This is a genomic window from Streptomyces sp. NPDC005799, from assembly GCF_040630525.1.
GTDB classification, from domain to species: domain Bacteria; phylum Actinomycetota; class Actinomycetes; order Streptomycetales; family Streptomycetaceae; genus Streptomyces; species Streptomyces griseorubiginosus_B.
On the sequence record NZ_JBEXXQ010000016.1, the window covers coordinates 167,526 to 181,531 of the forward strand.

At 72.3% G+C, this 14,006-nt stretch carries 17 protein-coding genes; 9 read left to right on the top strand and 8 right to left on the bottom strand.

The window, feature by feature from the left end:
- Positions 1–83: 83 nt before the first annotated feature.
- Positions 84–266, bottom strand: coding sequence for an FxSxx-COOH cyclophane-containing RiPP peptide (fxsA, locus tag ABZ453_RS18210; protein ID WP_359015957.1), 183 nt, complete (start codon positions 264–266; stop codon positions 84–86).
- A gap of 193 nt (positions 267–459) precedes the next feature.
- On the opposite strand from fxsA, the gene ABZ453_RS18215 reads away from it, so the two are divergent.
- The gene (locus ABZ453_RS18215; protein WP_359015958.1) at positions 460–2,109 is read left to right on the top strand and encodes a DNA repair helicase XPB; all 1,650 of its coding nucleotides are present in this window, start codon (positions 460–462) and stop codon (positions 2,107–2,109) included.
- A gap of 20 nt (positions 2,110–2,129) precedes the next feature.
- Here ABZ453_RS18215 and ABZ453_RS18220 read toward each other — a convergent pair whose 3' ends face one another.
- A complete protein-coding gene (locus tag ABZ453_RS18220; RefSeq protein ID WP_207929857.1) occupies positions 2,130–2,312 on the bottom strand; it encodes a hypothetical protein in 183 nt (60 codons plus the stop codon).
- 310 nt (positions 2,313–2,622) lie between these two features.
- On the opposite strand from ABZ453_RS18220, the gene ABZ453_RS18225 reads away from it, so the two are divergent.
- Positions 2,623–4,665 carry a UvrD-helicase domain-containing protein gene (locus ABZ453_RS18225; RefSeq protein WP_359015959.1) on the top strand — a complete coding sequence of 681 codons (2,043 nt, stop codon included), beginning with the start codon at positions 2,623–2,625 and terminating at the stop codon, positions 4,663–4,665.
- A gap of 16 nt (positions 4,666–4,681) precedes the next feature.
- Here ABZ453_RS18225 and ABZ453_RS18230 read toward each other — a convergent pair whose 3' ends face one another.
- The 3 genes from ABZ453_RS18230 to ABZ453_RS18240 all read right to left on the bottom strand — a co-directional run bounded on the left by ABZ453_RS18230 (position 4,682) and on the right by ABZ453_RS18240 (position 6,629).
- Positions 4,682–5,113, bottom strand: a complete 432-nt coding sequence (locus tag ABZ453_RS18230) for a VOC family protein (protein ID WP_359015960.1) — start codon at positions 5,111–5,113, stop codon at positions 4,682–4,684.
- A gap of 34 nt (positions 5,114–5,147) precedes the next feature.
- Positions 5,148–5,864, bottom strand: coding sequence for a copper homeostasis protein CutC (locus ABZ453_RS18235; protein ID WP_359015961.1), 717 nt, complete (start codon positions 5,862–5,864; stop codon positions 5,148–5,150).
- A 99-nt stretch (positions 5,865–5,963) separates the two neighbouring features.
- Positions 5,964–6,629 (bottom strand): maleylpyruvate isomerase family mycothiol-dependent enzyme, encoded by a 666-nt coding sequence (locus tag ABZ453_RS18240; protein ID WP_359015962.1) that lies wholly within the window; start codon positions 6,627–6,629, stop codon positions 5,964–5,966.
- 46 nt (positions 6,630–6,675) lie between these two features.
- Between ABZ453_RS18240 and ABZ453_RS18245 the strand changes: the two genes are divergently transcribed.
- Both ABZ453_RS18245 and ABZ453_RS18250 read left to right on the top strand, forming a co-directional pair.
- Positions 6,676–7,338 carry a hypothetical protein gene (locus ABZ453_RS18245; RefSeq protein WP_359015963.1) on the top strand — a complete coding sequence of 221 codons (663 nt, stop codon included), beginning with the start codon at positions 6,676–6,678 and terminating at the stop codon, positions 7,336–7,338.
- 9 nt (positions 7,339–7,347) lie between these two features.
- A complete protein-coding gene (locus ABZ453_RS18250) occupies positions 7,348–8,418 on the top strand; it encodes a GNAT family N-acetyltransferase (RefSeq protein WP_359015964.1) in 1,071 nt (356 codons plus the stop codon).
- On the opposite strand, the gene ABZ453_RS18255 is transcribed toward ABZ453_RS18250, so the two are convergent.
- Positions 8,400–8,678, bottom strand: coding sequence for a DUF4031 domain-containing protein (locus ABZ453_RS18255; protein WP_359015965.1), 279 nt, complete (start codon positions 8,676–8,678; stop codon positions 8,400–8,402). The genes ABZ453_RS18250 and ABZ453_RS18255 overlap by 19 nt on opposite strands.
- Positions 8,675–9,073, bottom strand: a complete 399-nt coding sequence (locus ABZ453_RS18260) for a hypothetical protein (protein ID WP_359015966.1) — start codon at positions 9,071–9,073, stop codon at positions 8,675–8,677. Before ABZ453_RS18260 ends, ABZ453_RS18255 begins: the two co-directional genes overlap by 4 nt.
- A gap of 55 nt (positions 9,074–9,128) precedes the next feature.
- Between ABZ453_RS18260 and ABZ453_RS18265 the strand changes: the two genes are divergently transcribed.
- From ABZ453_RS18265 to ABZ453_RS18285, 5 genes are all read left to right on the top strand, one after another.
- Positions 9,129–10,052 carry a MurR/RpiR family transcriptional regulator gene (locus tag ABZ453_RS18265; protein ID WP_133045657.1) on the top strand — a complete coding sequence of 308 codons (924 nt, stop codon included), beginning with the start codon at positions 9,129–9,131 and terminating at the stop codon, positions 10,050–10,052.
- Between the two features lie 51 nt (positions 10,053–10,103).
- The gene (gene murQ / locus ABZ453_RS18270; protein ID WP_359015967.1) at positions 10,104–11,039 is read left to right on the top strand and encodes an N-acetylmuramic acid 6-phosphate etherase; all 936 of its coding nucleotides are present in this window, start codon (positions 10,104–10,106) and stop codon (positions 11,037–11,039) included.
- A gap of 160 nt (positions 11,040–11,199) precedes the next feature.
- Positions 11,200–11,475, top strand: a complete 276-nt coding sequence (locus tag ABZ453_RS18275; RefSeq protein WP_359015968.1) for a type II toxin-antitoxin system Phd/YefM family antitoxin — start codon at positions 11,200–11,202, stop codon at positions 11,473–11,475.
- Positions 11,472–11,723 (top strand): type II toxin-antitoxin system RelE/ParE family toxin, encoded by a 252-nt coding sequence (locus ABZ453_RS18280; RefSeq protein ID WP_359015969.1) that lies wholly within the window; start codon positions 11,472–11,474, stop codon positions 11,721–11,723. Before ABZ453_RS18275 ends, ABZ453_RS18280 begins: the two co-directional genes overlap by 4 nt.
- 32 nt (positions 11,724–11,755) lie before the next feature.
- Positions 11,756–12,325, top strand: coding sequence for a hypothetical protein (locus ABZ453_RS18285; RefSeq protein ID WP_359015970.1), 570 nt, complete (start codon positions 11,756–11,758; stop codon positions 12,323–12,325).
- Here ABZ453_RS18285 and ABZ453_RS18290 read toward each other — a convergent pair.
- Positions 12,322–13,851 (bottom strand): carboxylesterase family protein, encoded by a 1,530-nt coding sequence (locus tag ABZ453_RS18290; protein WP_359015971.1) that lies wholly within the window; start codon positions 13,849–13,851, stop codon positions 12,322–12,324. The genes ABZ453_RS18285 and ABZ453_RS18290 overlap by 4 nt on opposite strands.
- Between the last annotated feature and the right edge of the window lie 155 nt (positions 13,852–14,006).

A 14,006-nucleotide genomic window follows, 5' to 3' on the forward strand; every position in this document is an offset into this window, starting at 1 on the left:
CCTCCATGCCGGAGCATCCGGGTCATACCCACGCCGTCGGCGCCTCAAGCCGCCGGTACGGCCCGGGCGGACCGGCGGCCCGGTCAGATCGAGGAGTCGAAGGCGGCGTACGGCACGCCGACCGGGTTGACGGCCTCGTCGACCACGCGTCGCAGCATCGCGCCCAGCACCGTGTCGGGGAGCTCGTCGAGCAACCCGTCCAGCGTGTCCATGCCCAGGTCGGTGACATCGAGAAGGCAGGAGTCGATCCGGGTGCTGGCGTCCATCGGCTTCCTTCACACGCACACATGCATGCGACGGCGAACCGTGGCACGCGATACGTGCCGAACCCTATGGGATTCGGTTTGCGGGCACCACAACCCGCGCACCCTCCGCTTACGCTCACGGCCCGGCTCCGGAGCGGATGGGGCACACTGGACGTTTGGCCGGTGAGGTCGGCCGCAGGGAAAGGGTGCCCGCGTGAATGGTCCGCTGATCGTCCAGTCCGACAAGACACTGCTGCTCGAGGTCGACCACGAGCAGGCCGACGCGTGCCGTCGGGCCATCGCCGCGTTCGCGGAGCTGGAGCGGGCGCCGGAGCACATCCACACCTACCGGGTGACCCCGCTGGGCCTGTGGAACGCGCGCGCGGCCGGGCACGACGCCGAGCAGGTCGTCGACGCGCTGGTGCAGTACAGCCGGTACCCGGTGCCGCACGCCCTGCTCGTGGACGTCGCCGAGACGATGGACCGTTACGGCAGGCTCACGCTCAGCAAGCATCCCGCGCACGGGCTGGTGCTGACGACCACCGACCGGCCGGTGCTGGAGGAGGTGCTGCGGTCCAAGCGGATCGCGCCGCTGGTCGGCGCCCGCATCGACCCGGACACCGTCGCCGTGCACCCCTCGGAGCGCGGACAGATCAAGCAGACGCTGCTGAAGCTGGGCTGGCCGGCCGAGGACCTCGCCGGGTACGTGGACGGCGAGGCGCACCCGATCGGGCTCGCCGAGGACGGCTGGGCCCTCAGGCCGTACCAGAAGCAGGCCGTGGAGAACTTCTGGCACGGCGGGAGCGGCGTCGTCGTGCTGCCCTGCGGGGCCGGCAAGACGCTGGTCGGCGCGGGCGCGATGGCGCAGGCGCAGTCGACGACGCTCATCCTCGTCACCAACACCGTCTCGGCCCGGCAGTGGAAGCACGAGCTGGTGAAGCGGACCTCGCTGACCGAGGACGAGATCGGTGAGTACAGCGGGACGCGCAAGGAGATCCGGCCGGTCACCATCGCCACCTACCAGGTGCTGACGACGAAGCGGAAGGGGATCTATCCCCATCTGGAGCTCTTCGACTCCCGGGACTGGGGTCTGATCGTCTACGACGAGGTGCATCTGCTGCCGGCGCCGGTGTTCAAGTTCACCGCGGATCTGCAGGCGCGGCGGCGGCTGGGGCTGACGGCGACCCTGGTGCGCGAGGACGGCCGTGAGTCGGACGTGTTCTCACTGATCGGCCCGAAGCGGTTCGACGCTCCGTGGAAGGAGATCGAGGCCCAGGGGTACATCGCTCCGGCCGACTGCGTGGAGGTACGGGTCAATCTCACCGACTCCGAGCGGCTGGCGTACGCCACGGCCGAGCAGGAGGAGAAGTACCGCTTCTGTGCGACGACCGCGACCAAGCGGAAGGTGACGGAGGCTCTGGTGCGCCGGTTCGCCGGTCAGCAGATCCTCGTCATCGGCCAGTACATCGACCAGCTCGACGAGCTGGGCGAGCACCTGAACGCGCCCGTGATCAAGGGCGAGACCTCCAACGCGCAGCGCGAGAGGCTCTTCGACGCGTTCCGGGAGGGGGAGATCAGCGTGCTGGTGGTGTCGAAGGTGGCGAACTTCTCGATCGACCTGCCGGAGGCGACGGTCGCCATCCAGGTGTCGGGCACCTTCGGATCGCGGCAGGAGGAGGCGCAGCGGCTCGGCCGGGTCCTGCGTCCCAAGGCCGACGGACATCAGGCGCACTTCTACTCGGTCGTCGCCCGCGACACCATCGACCAGGACTTCGCCGCCCACCGCCAGCGCTTCCTGGCGGAACAGGGCTACGCGTACCGGATCGTGGACGCGGACGAGATCCTGCAGCCCGAGGAGGGCTGACAGTCACCGCGGATCGTGCGTCACTTGCGGCGTACGCCCGCTTCCTCGCCGTACTCGCCGAGGATGACGACATCGAAGGCGGCGCCCGCGAAGACGCGGATCGCGCGCAGGGCACTGCCCAGGCGGTGGGTGGGGTGGGCTCCGGAGAGCGGGGTCGCACCGGACGGGCGACCGGGGGCTGGGTTGATGGTCGCTGCACTCATGTCTCCATGGTGGCTCTTCGGGCATAAAGGGGGCATCGGCCCAAGGTCCCCATTCGCTGTGCTACCTGGGTACGCCTTGTGGGTGAGGCATCCACCGGGGGATGGAGGGGTGATCCCCTAGGGGGGGCCGAGGACCCGAGGATTACGGCGGCTCCGGGCGCCGGAAATTCATTGGCAGCGGCGCGCACCGCTCACCTAGAATCTCCGCTCTTGCCCGCCTCCCTCGACGGAGCGCCGCCGCCCGGACGGAAACCGGTCGGCACATCGCAGCAGCAGTCATCCGGCCCGCGGCACCTTCGGAGGCACCCCCTTGTCCACGTCCGTCGACGACCCCCTCTCCCGCGAACGCGCCCACCTCGCCGACTCCCGCGCCGCGCTGCGCGCCATGCGCGAGGACGTCGAGTCGCTGGACATCCGCGACGTCACCGCGAACTGGGTCAACGCCGAGGTCCTGGCCCGCCAGATCGACGAGCGGATCAAGGCGCTGGCCGACCTCAGCGACACCCCGCTGTTCTTCGGCCGCCTCGACTACCTGCACTCCCCCGGCGCCGAGCAGGCCGAGGGGGCGGACGGGGAACGCTTCTACATCGGGCGCCGGCACGTGCACGACCACGACGGCGACCCCATGGTCATCGACTGGCGGGCGCCGGTCTCGCAGCCGTTCTACCGGGCGTCCAAGAAGGACCCGATGGACATCGCGCTGCGCCGCCGCTTCGGCTACACGCGCGGTGACATCACGGCGTACGAGGACGAGCACCTCTCCGACCCCGACGAGGCGGCCCGCACCAGCAAGCTGCTCCAGCAGGAGATCGAGCGTCCGCGCGTGGGCCCGATGCGGGACATCGTCGCCACCATCCAGCCCGAACAGGACGAGATCGTCCGCAGCGGGCTCGGCGGGACGGTCTGCGTCCAGGGAGGCCCCGGGACCGGGAAGACGGCGGTCGGTCTGCACCGGGTCGCCTATCTCCTCTACGCCCACCGGGAGCGGCTCGCCCGCACCGGCACGCTCGTCATCGGGCCGAACCGCTCCTTCCTGCACTACATCGAGCAAGTGCTGCCCGCTCTGGGTGAGTTGACCGTCCAGCAGGCGACCGTGGACGATCTGGTGGCGCGCGTGGAGATCAAGGGCCGCGACGACGCGGCGGCCGCGGTCGTCAAGGGCGACGCGAGGATGGCGGAGGTGCTGCGGCGGGCCGTCTACGCGCACGTGACCATGCCCACCGAGCCGGTCGTCGTCGTGCGCGGCTCGCGCCGCTGGCGCGTGCCGGCGTACGAACTCGAGGACATCGTGCGGGAGTTGCTGGAGCGCGACATCCGTTACGGCGCCGCCCGCGAGGCCCTGCCGCAGCGCATCGCACACGCCGTGCTGGTGCAGATGGAGCGGTCGGGCGAGGCGCCGGACGACCGGGTGCAGGACGCGGTGGCGCGCAACCCGGCGGTGAAGGCGGCCGTGAAGGAGATCTGGCCGCCGGTCGACCCGGCGAAGCTGGTCCTGCGCCTGCTCGCGGACGCTGACTTCCTCGCCGTGCACGCGGAGGGGCTCCTCACCGAGGAGGAGCAGAAGACGATCCTGTGGGAGAGGCCCGCGCGGTCGGTGAAGTCCGCCAAGTGGTCGGCGGCGGACGCCGTGCTGATCGACGAGGCCACGGACGTCGTCCAGCGCACGCACTCCCTCGGGCACGTGGTCCTGGACGAGGCGCAGGACCTCTCCCCGATGCAGTACCGCGCCGTCGGCCGCCGCTGCACCACCGGCTCGGCGACCGTCCTCGGCGACCTCGCGCAGGGCACGACCCCGTGGGCGACGCGGAGTTGGGACGAGGCCCTCGCCCACCTCGGCAAGTCCGACGGCGTGATCGAGGAGCTGACCGCCGGTTTCCGCGTCCCGACGGACGTCATCACCTACGCCTCCCGCCTCCTCCCGCACATCGCCCCCGGCCTCACCCCGGTCGCCTCGGTCCGCGAGAACCCGGGTTTCTTCGCGCTGCGGGAGATCACCGGTACGGCCGAAGTCGTCGCCGCCTGCGAGGAGTTGCTCGCCAACGAGGGCTCCACGGGCCTGATCGCCGCGGACGCCCGGGTACCGGCGCTGGCCGAGGCGCTGACGGCCGCGGGCATCGGCCATCTGGCCCCCGGCGAGGAGACCACGACCGAGACCCGTCTCACCCTGGTCCCGGCCTCCCTCGCGAAGGGCCTGGAGTACGACTACGTGGTCCTCGACGAGCCGCGGGCGGTGGTGGACGGCGAGCCGGACGAGCGCACGGGACTGCGCCGCCTGTACGTGGCCCTGACCCGGGCGGTCTCCGGACTGATCGTCACCCACGCGGCGCCCCTGCCGGCCCAGCTGGCCGGCTGAGGCCGCCGGGGTCGGGTCAGGGAGCGGCCGCGGCGACGCAGAACTCGTTGCCCTCCGGGTCGGCCATCACGACGTGGTGGCCGTCGACCTCCGTCAGCACGGCGCCGCCCGCCTCGACCAGACGCCAGGCCTCCGCCCTGATCCGCGCCCACCGTTCCTCGGCACCGCCGTGTCCCGGCACCCTGATGTCGATGTGGAGCCGGTTCTTCGCCGTCTTGGGCTCGGGCACCTTCAGAAGGGACAGACGGGGGCCGACGCCGTCGGGATCGCACAGCCACGCGGCGTCGTCCTCGTCGTCCTCGGGCAGGTCGAACTGGGCGAGCCACTCCTCGCGGGTCGCGAAGGGCGGGGGCGGCGGCTCGTCGACATAGCCCAGGGCGGTCTTCCAGAACGCGGCGAGGAGCTGGGCGTCCGCGCAGTCAAGCGTCAAATCGATTCTGGCTGCCATGACAGGACCGTACTGCGCGCCTCTGACAGAGCGGCTACGGGCGGGCGAGCTCCGCGTCCCTGGGCAGGTCCACCGAGCTGCGCCACTCCCGCACCGCTCGCGCCGACACCGGCGCCTCCCAGCCGCCCGGTCGCGCCGCCCCGCCGATGTGGAAGGCATCGACGCCGGCGGCCAGCAACCGCGGCAGATGGTCCAGGCGCAGGCCTCCGCCGACCATGACCCGCTGCTCGTATCCGGGCTCGCCCTGCCGGGCCGCCTCGGCGAGGAGGGTGGGCAGGCCGTCGTCCACCCCGGTGGGCGAGCCGGCCGTCAGATAGGTGTCCAGTCCCGGCAACCCGTCCAGCTGCTTGCGCAGGGCGTCCCGGTCGGCGGCGCGGTCGATCGCCCGGTGGAAGGTCCACGGGCAGCCGTCCAGCTCGCCCACGACCCGCTCGACCGCGCCCAGGTCGACAGCCCCGTCCGCGTCCAGGAACCCGAGGACGAACTCCTCGGCGCCCGCGTCCCGCATCTCGCGTGCGACCCGCGCCACCCGGCCGGCGTCCCCCGCCGCGAAGCCGTCCGTCAGACGGATCATCACCCGCAGCGAGATGTCGACGGCGGCGCGGATCGCGGTGACGGTGGCGGCCGACGGGGTGAGGCCGTCGGCCGCCATGTCGGTGACCAGTTCGAGGCGGTCCGCGCCTCCGGCCTGGGCGGCGACCGCGTCCTCGACGTCGAGGGCGATCACCTCCAGGACTGCACGCTTGCTCATGGGACCCCATTCGTCGGTTGGGCGGGTGGTACGACCCTCACACAGGTCTAGTCCAATTCAAAGACTACGCCCCTGCCCCCGCCCGCACGACGACGCCCCTCAGCCGAAAACGTTCAGCTCGCTCGCCTCCACCCCGGCCAGCTCGAAGTCCAGCCCCTCGACCGGACGTCCCGTGTACAGCCGTACGAGGGTGGCGGCGTCCCCGATGAACCGCGCCGGCGTCCGCTCACCGCTCGCCTCACCGAGACGCAGCGGCTCGTCCATGTCGTCGAGGTCGGCGTGCAGGGGCAGAAGGGCCTTCTCACGGGTGGACCGGGCGAGGAGGGCGAGCGCGTACGGCAGGCCGGCGCCCGCGTACGCGCCGGGTTCACCGAGCGCGTCCCGCACGTCCCCCGCGTGCACCCACTCCCCCAACGCGACCATGTCCAGTGCCCCGCCGGCCTTGGCCACCACCGGCCCCGCCTCGGTCATCCCGCGCTCCAACTCCTCGACGACCTGCTGGTTCGTCCAGTCGGCGCGCTCGGCGATGTCCCGGTCGTTCGACTCGGGCGAGAAGACGCCCTTCTCGAAGCGGGTCTCCACCACCCGGCTCAGCGCGGAGGAACAGTGCGCGAGCACGTCCCGCACGCTCCAGCCGGGACACGCGCGCGTGGGCAGGGCGAAGTCGGCGTCGGGACGGGAGCGGAGCAGCGGTATCAGGGCGTCCCGTTCGAGGATCAGCAGGCGTCCGGGCAGTTCGGGGTCGCGTACCTCAGCAGAAGTCATGACCTCCACGCTAGGGGTGGGGCGCCGGTCACGGGAGAATGGCCGCATGGCCGATCTCGACGCCCTGAGCAGCCGCTGGACCCGCGCCCTGGAAGGAGCCCGCGGTGCGTCCGCCGGTCCCGACCCCGCGCCGTACGCCGACAACCTGCTGGCCCGCTGGCAGGAGCCGCAGCGGCGGTACCACACACTCGCGCACCTCACCGCGGTCCTGGACCACATCGACGTCCTGGAGAAGTACGCCGACGACCCGGACGTGGTGCGGCTCGCGGCGTGGTTCCACGACGCCGTCTACCTGCCCGACCGCTCCGAGAACGAGGAACGCTCCGCCCGGCTGGCCGAGCGCGCGCTGCCGGAGGCCGGGGTGCCGGAGGAGAGGACGGCCGAGGTAGCCCGCCTGGTCCGGCTCACCGTCACCCACGATCCCGCCGACGACGACCGCGACGGGCAGGTGCTGTGCGACGCCGATCTCGCGGTCCTCGCCTCGCCCCCGTCCGCGTACGCCGCCTACACGACCGCCGTCCGCGAGGAGTACCACTTCGTGCCGAACGACGCCTTCCGCGAGGGACGTTCGCAGATCCTACGCCAACTCCTCGACCTGCCACGGCTGTTCCGCACGCCGTACGGGCAGGCGGAGTGGGAGGCGACGGCCCGCTACAACCTCGCCGCCGAGCTGGAAATGCTGTCGCTCGGCGAGGGCGGCGAGTCGTAGCCTGCGGGCATGCGAAACGTGGGCGGGGAGTACGTGACCGAGGCCGTCGCCGGCTGTGTGGAGACGCTGCGGCCCGCCGTGGCGCGCGACTGGACGCGGCTGCGGGCCGCCGGCCTCGAGTGGAGCGTGCACGAGACGGCGTTCCACATCGCGGAGGACCTCGTCGCCTACGCCGCCAACCTCGCCGGACTCGCCCAGGACGACTACGTCCCCTTCGAGATCAGACTCGACGACGGCACCGACAACTCCGGCCTGCTGCACGTCATCGAGGCCACCGGCGCCCTGCTCTCCGCCGCCGTGCGCACCGCGCCCCGAGAGGCCCGCGCCTTCCACCCGTACCCCTTCCGCAGCGCGGGCCGCGAGGGGTTCGCGGCGATGGGCATCGCGGAGGTGCTGCTGCACACGCACGACGTGGCGGGCGCCCTGGGCCTGCCGTACGAACCCCCGCAGCACCTGCCGGAGTTCGTCCTCACCCGGATCTTCCCGCACGTCCAGCCCGGCCCCACCCCCTGGGAGACCCTGCTGTGGGCCACCGGCCGCGGCGAACTCCCCGGCCGTGCGCGGCTCACCGAGTGGCGCTGGAACAACAACCTCGTCCACACCACCGAGCGCCTCAGCCTCCAGGGCATCACGCCCGCCGCCGCCCGGGATCTGGTCATGGGTGGCGACGGCGGGTTCCTGTGGCTGGAGGGCGGCCCCTTCGAGGGCACCCGGGAGGCCGCGAGTTTCCTGCTCAAGGCATACGAAGGGGGCGTGCACCGGCCGGAGTTCGGCGTCTTCGCCCTCGTCCGCAAGGAGGACGGCCAGGCGATCGGCGGCATGGGCTTCCACGGAGTGCCCGACGGCGACGGACGCGTGGAGATCGGCTACGACCTGGTCGAGGGCGCCCGCGGCAACGGCTACGCGACCGAGGCCCTGGAGGCGCTCAGGGCCTGGGCGTTCGCCCGCGAGGACGTCACCTCCCTGTTCGCCACCGTCGACCGTGACAACCACCCGTCCCAGGCGGTCGTCACCCGCGCCGGCTTCCGCAGGGTCAGTGAGGACGAGGACGGCCTCCTCGCCTACGAACTCCCGCGCTGAACCCGCCCCTTGCGCCGCCGCAGCCCGGCGCCGTACAGCAGCCGCACCACCTCGCGGCTGCTGACCTCCACCGCTCCGGCCGCCACCACCTCCGCGTACCGGTGGGAGGGGATGTCGTAGTGGTCGCGTTCGAAGGCGCGGCGGGGGACGCCCAACGCGTCCGCGAACAGCCGGAGTTCGTCGTAGGAGACGTCGCTGATGAGGTGGGACCACATCCGGCCGTGGCCCGGCCAGTTCGGCGGGTCGATGTAGAGCGTCACGACGGGCGCGTCCCGCCGGGCGCCGAGCCCAGTGCGCCCACCGCCGCGACCTTCACGCCCGCCTTGTGGCAGACCCAGTGCGGATCGGGTCCCAACTCCGGCTCCACCTCCAGCGCGTGCGGGTCGCCGGAGCCGCAGACCGGGCACAGCGGCCAGCGGCCGTGCGTCTCCAGCAGGGCGTCCTGGACGTCCTGCGCGACCAGCCCGGCGACATAGGGCGCGCCCTCCGGCCACTGCTCCACCCACCAGCGCCGCTGGACGACGGACTCCTCGACCATCGAGACCACGTCCGGCGCGGCCACCTCGTCCGCGGCGAGGTCGCTGAGCACGAGGGCGCGTGCCGCGTGCAACGCCTGCTCCAGGGGGCTGACGGGGGTGTCGGAGGGATCATCCATGCATCCATTGTGCGCACTCTTGACCGCGACCCCGGGCCGAAAATATCTTTCAGGAGTGACCCAGGACGTGAAGGAAATTTTCGCCGCCCGGGGCGCGGGGACTTCCGCCCCGCCCGCCCCCGCCGCGCTCGCCGCGAAGGTGCGCACCCTCGCCCCCTCCATGACCCGCTCCATGCAGCGCGTCGCCGAGGCGGTCGCGAGCGACCCGGCGGGCTGCGCGGCCCTCACGGTCACCGGACTCGCCGAACTCACCGGCACGAGCGAGGCGACGGTCGTCCGCACCGCCCGGCTGCTCGGCTATCCCGGCTACCGGGATCTGCGCCTCGCCCTCGCGGGGCTCGCCGCCCAGCAGCAGTCGGGGCGGGCGCCCGCCATCACCACCGACATAGCGGTCGACGACCCGATCGCGGACGTGGTCGCGAAACTCGCCTACGACGAGCAGCAGACCCTCGCCGACACGGCGGCCGGGCTGGACACCGTGCAGTTGGGGGCGGCGGTGGCGGCCGCGACGGCGGCCCGGCGGATCGACGTGTACGGGGTGGGGGCCTCGGGACTCGTCGCGCAGGACCTCGTGCAGAAGCTGCTGCGGATCGGGCTGATAGCCCACGCGCACAGCGATCCGCACCTCGCGGTGACCAACGCCGTGCAGCTGCGCGGGGGTGACGTGGCCATCGCGATCACGCACTCCGGCTCCACGGGGGACGTCATCGAGCCGCTGCGCGTGGCCTTCGAGCACGGGGCGACGACGGTGGCGATCACCGGGCGCCCCGACGGGCCGGTCGCCCAGTACGCCGACCACGTCCTGACCACGTCCACCGCCCGGGAGAGCGAGCTGCGGCCGGCGGCGATGTCCTCCCGGACGAGTCAACTGCTGGTCGTGGACTGTCTGTTCGTGGGGGTGGCACAGCGGACCTACGAGACGGCGGCGCCCGCGCTGGCCTCCTCCTACGAGGCCCTGGCCCACCGGCACCGGCGGTAGACCCTCCCGGCTTCAGCTCAGGAACTCGCACTTCACGAAAGAGCCGCCCCCATGACCTCCACCTCCAACCCACGTGATCTCCGCGCCGAGTTGGAATCGCTGACCACCGAGGCCTTCCGTCCGGATCTCGCCGACATCGACCGGCTGCCCACCCTCGACATCGCCCGGCTGATGAACGGGGAGGACACGAGCGTCCCCGCGGCCGTGGCCGAGCGGTTGCCCGAGATCGCCGCCGCCATCGACGCGATCGCCGAGCGGATGGGCCGGGGCGGGCGGCTGGTCTACGCCGGGGCCGGGACCGCCGGGCGGCTCGGCGTGCTGGACGCCTCCGAGTGCCCGCCGACCTTCAACACCCGGCCGGAGCAGGTCGTGGGGCTCGTGGCCGGCGGACCGGCCGCGATGGTCACGTCCGTGGAGGGCGCCGAGGACTCCGCCGAACTCGCCCGCGCCGACCTGGACGCCCTCGCCCTCACCCCGGCCGACACCGTCGTCGGTGTCTCCGCCTCCGGGCGCACGCCCTACGCGATCGCCGCCGTGCGGCACGCGCGTGCGCTGGGCGCGCTCACCGTGGGTCTGGCCTGCAACGCCGACAGCGCGCTCGCGGCGGCCGCCGAGCACGGCATCGAGGTCGTCGTCGGCCCGGAGCTGCTGACCGGCTCCACCCGTCTGAAGGCCGGCACGGCGCAGAAGCTGGTGCTGAACATGCTGTCGACGATCACGATGATCCGGCTCGGCAAGACATACGGGAACCTGATGGTCGACGTCCGCGCCTCCAACGACAAGCTGCGGGCCCGTTCCCGCCGTATCGTCGCCCTCGCCACCGGCGCCGCGGACGACGAGATCGAGCGGGCCCTCGCGGCCACCGACGGCGAGGTGAAGAACGCGATCCTCACCGTGCTGGCCGGTGTCGACGGCCCGACGGCTGCCCGCCTTCTGGAGGAGTCCGGCGGCCATCTGCGCGCCGCGCTGGCGGCGGCACCCCGCTGACCAGCACGCTCGGGGTGTGCCGACCTCACAGGACCACCTCGCACCGTCGGCTTCCTGACGACGTACGCCTTCGGCCTCACCGCGGACGCCCACAAACCTCAGCAATCCGGCTGACGCATCGAGGTCAGCGCACACACTTGCAGGTGTGTACAGTTTTCCCATGGACACGTACCCGCTCGTAGAAGCCCGCAACCAGCTCGGTCAGCTGGTGGGCCGGGTCCGACACGGCCAGGAACACATCCTGATCACCGAGTACGGCAAGCCCGCCGCCGCACTCGTCCCGATAAGCGAGCTGGAGGAGTTGCAGCGGCTACGCGACGAGGCCGACATCACCGAGGCCAGAGCCCGCGAGGCCGCTCCGTCAGGCCCGTCCATGTCCCACGACGCATTCATGGCCCAACTGGAGGCCGAAGACCGCCGAGAGGCGGCTTCGTGACCCACGCGGTGGTGTGGGAACACCACGCCATGAACGAGTTCCGGCGCCTTCGCGCCATCGACCCGGTCGGAGCGAAGGCGACTGCCATGGCCGTATGCGCACTCGCCGAGGACCCGCGCCCGGAGGAGGCACGCCCTCTGGGTTCCTCCGGTTACTACCGGCTGCACGTGGGGAGTTGGCGTGTGCTGTACCGGCCGGATGGCGACACCATCACTGTCCACGTGTTGAAAGTCGGGCGCACCTCCTGACCGGTGCCGCCGCGAAAACCGGAGTCTCATCCATGAACCACGCCCAGCTCACCGCCCTAGGCCGTGCTCTTCGTGTTCTCGGCGAGCATGGGGAGGCACTCGGTGCCGACACGCCCGATGCCAAGCTGCACGAGGTCAAGGCCGATCTCCGGCGTGCTCTGGACCTGCTCGACGAGAGCGTGACCGGTGCCGCGCCCGCCACCCGGTGCCCCGAGCACCCCACCGGCCCCGTCGACGAGAGCGCGCCCGACCTCTGCCTGCTCTGCGAGACCCGGCGCCGGGCCGCCCGCCGCGCCGAGTTCAACGGCGGCCCCCTGCCCCAGGCGCCGACCGAGACCGCCCCCTCCCGCTACGGCGTCAGCGCCGACCGCCCCCAGCCCCAGCAGCGCTGGCTGCCGGAGGCGTGGAACGGGCAGGCGTGGCAGCTGTGCGGCACCCCGAGGCGGGACCGGCGCGAGGCCGAGCTGTATCTCGCCGCCCAGCGTCGCGGACCGCGCCCCGCCATGGCGTACCGGCTCGTGCACGAGTTCACCGACTACGAGGTGCTGCGGGTGTGGGGCACCCCGGTGCACGTCGACATCGAGCCGCTGGGGAACCTCTAGGGGCGCAGCAGGGGGAGCGCTCCGAACTCGTACCCATCCCAGAGCCGTCGTGACGTCTCCTCGGGGTAGGCCCGCACCTCCGGCTTGACGTCGAGGATCTGGACCTGACGGCCCTCGTCCTCGTACGCGGGCCAGCCGGGGTCGCCGGTCCGCGCGAACGCCGTCCACGCCTGCCGGAACCGCGCCGACAACTCCTCCGCCTCGGCCGGAACCCCGCTCCCCGCGAACACCAGGGCCCCCAGGTCCGCCTCGAACGTGCCGAACAGCAGCGGGATGTCCAGCCCGTGGCAGGCTCCGAGTACACCCCCGGCACCCGGCGCCGGCCAGGTCAGCTCGTACATGTGCGCCCGGCCCCCGCCCGCGACCTGCGCCTGGGCCAGCCGCAGGCTCGGCATCCCGAACAGCCAGTCCGTGTGCACCCGTTCGAACAGCTCGACGGGCGTCGCGTCCGGGAAGGCGGCACGGTACGACCGCTCGCCCTCCGCCCCTCCCGGCGCGAAGGTCCGCAGCGCCCAACTCGCCTGTTCCTCACCGATCTTGTCGAGCATCCCGCCCATGACGAGGAACAGCCGGTACTCGTCCCGGTTGTGCCCGACGAGCAGTTCCACGTCCCGTGCCGCGCCGTCCGCCAGCGCCCGCCACGGAGTCGTGGGCAGCACCTCTCCGTCCACCACCGGCGAGAAGGGGGTCAGCGTCGGCGCCACCTGCCCCCAACGCCCCTGGTACGCCCGCATCCTGGCCCCCAACGCCTCACCCGGGGCGGTGAGTTGCCGGGGATCGAGGGTCGCCAGATCGGTGACGGTCGGGCGCAGGCCCGCCTCCGCCGCGATCTCCGAGGCGATGTCCCGCGCCAGTTCGGCGGAGAAGTACGTCCCCGGCACGCTCTGCGCGACCGCCCGCCGGAACAGCCCCCGCGCGCTCGGCATCGCCAGCAGCGCCGCCACGGACCCGGCCCCCGCCGACTCCCCGAAGACGGTGACCTGCCCGGGGTCACCGCCGAACGCCGTGATGTTGTCCCGCACCCACTCCAGCGCGGCGACCTGGTCGAGCAGCCCCCGGTTGGCGGGCGCCCCCTCGATCTGCGCGAACCCCTCGACACCGACCCGGTAGTTGAGGGTGACGACGACCAGGTCGCCGTCGAGTGCGATGCGCCGGGCGTCGTAGCCGGGGCTGCCGGAGTGGCCGAGCTTGTAGGCTCCGCCGTAGATCCACACCATGACCGGGCGGCGGGCGGCGGGGTCCGCCTCCGGCGTCCAGACGTTCACGGTCAGCCAGTCGTCGCCCTCGGGCACGTCGAGCACTGCCGTACGCCCCTGGAACCCGGACTCCTGCGGGGGCGGCGGACCGAAGGCGTACGCCTCGCGTGTCCCCTCCCACGCCCGCGCGGGGCGCGGCGCACCGAACCGGCCCTCCCCCACCGGCGGTTCGGCGAACGGGATTCCCCTGAAGACCGTCAGCCCGCCCTCCTCCCGTCCGCGCACGGCACCGGCCACGGTGCTCACGACCAGACCCTCGGCTGTCGTCATCGTCGGCTCCTCACGCAGGGGACGGGCAACACGGCTCGGCTGTCCACTCAAACCCACAGAGCTAAACGGAAAATCAATCCGCAGGCGAGCAGGCGGCGGTGTCCTTCCGGAATCGCGCGGAAGGAACAGGGGTGCGGCACGTGGCGCGGGTCAGG

Coding starts and splice junctions, on each gene's coding strand:
- ABZ453_RS18230 (WP_359015960.1), bottom strand. CDS start 5,113: ATGGCAGCCAGAATCGATTTGACGCTTGACTGCGCGGACGCCCAGCTC.
- ABZ453_RS18290 (WP_359015971.1), bottom strand. CDS start 13,851: ATGACGACAGCCGAGGGTCTGGTCGTGAGCACCGTGGCCGGTGCCGTG.
- ABZ453_RS18275 (WP_359015968.1), top strand. CDS start 11,200: ATGGACACGTACCCGCTCGTAGAAGCCCGCAACCAGCTCGGTCAGCTG.
- ABZ453_RS18245 (WP_359015963.1), top strand. CDS start 6,676: ATGGCCGATCTCGACGCCCTGAGCAGCCGCTGGACCCGCGCCCTGGAA.
- ABZ453_RS18250 (WP_359015964.1), top strand. CDS start 7,348: ATGCGAAACGTGGGCGGGGAGTACGTGACCGAGGCCGTCGCCGGCTGT.
- ABZ453_RS18240 (WP_359015962.1), bottom strand. CDS start 6,629: ATGACTTCTGCTGAGGTACGCGACCCCGAACTGCCCGGACGCCTGCTG.
- murQ (WP_359015967.1), top strand. CDS start 10,104: ATGACCTCCACCTCCAACCCACGTGATCTCCGCGCCGAGTTGGAATCG.
- ABZ453_RS18235 (WP_359015961.1), bottom strand. CDS start 5,864: ATGAGCAAGCGTGCAGTCCTGGAGGTGATCGCCCTCGACGTCGAGGAC.
- fxsA (WP_359015957.1), bottom strand. CDS start 266: ATGGACGCCAGCACCCGGATCGACTCCTGCCTTCTCGATGTCACCGAC.
- ABZ453_RS18285 (WP_359015970.1), top strand. CDS start 11,756: ATGAACCACGCCCAGCTCACCGCCCTAGGCCGTGCTCTTCGTGTTCTC.
- ABZ453_RS18220 (WP_207929857.1), bottom strand. CDS start 2,312: ATGAGTGCAGCGACCATCAACCCAGCCCCCGGTCGCCCGTCCGGTGCG.
- ABZ453_RS18260 (WP_359015966.1), bottom strand. CDS start 9,073: ATGGATGATCCCTCCGACACCCCCGTCAGCCCCCTGGAGCAGGCGTTG.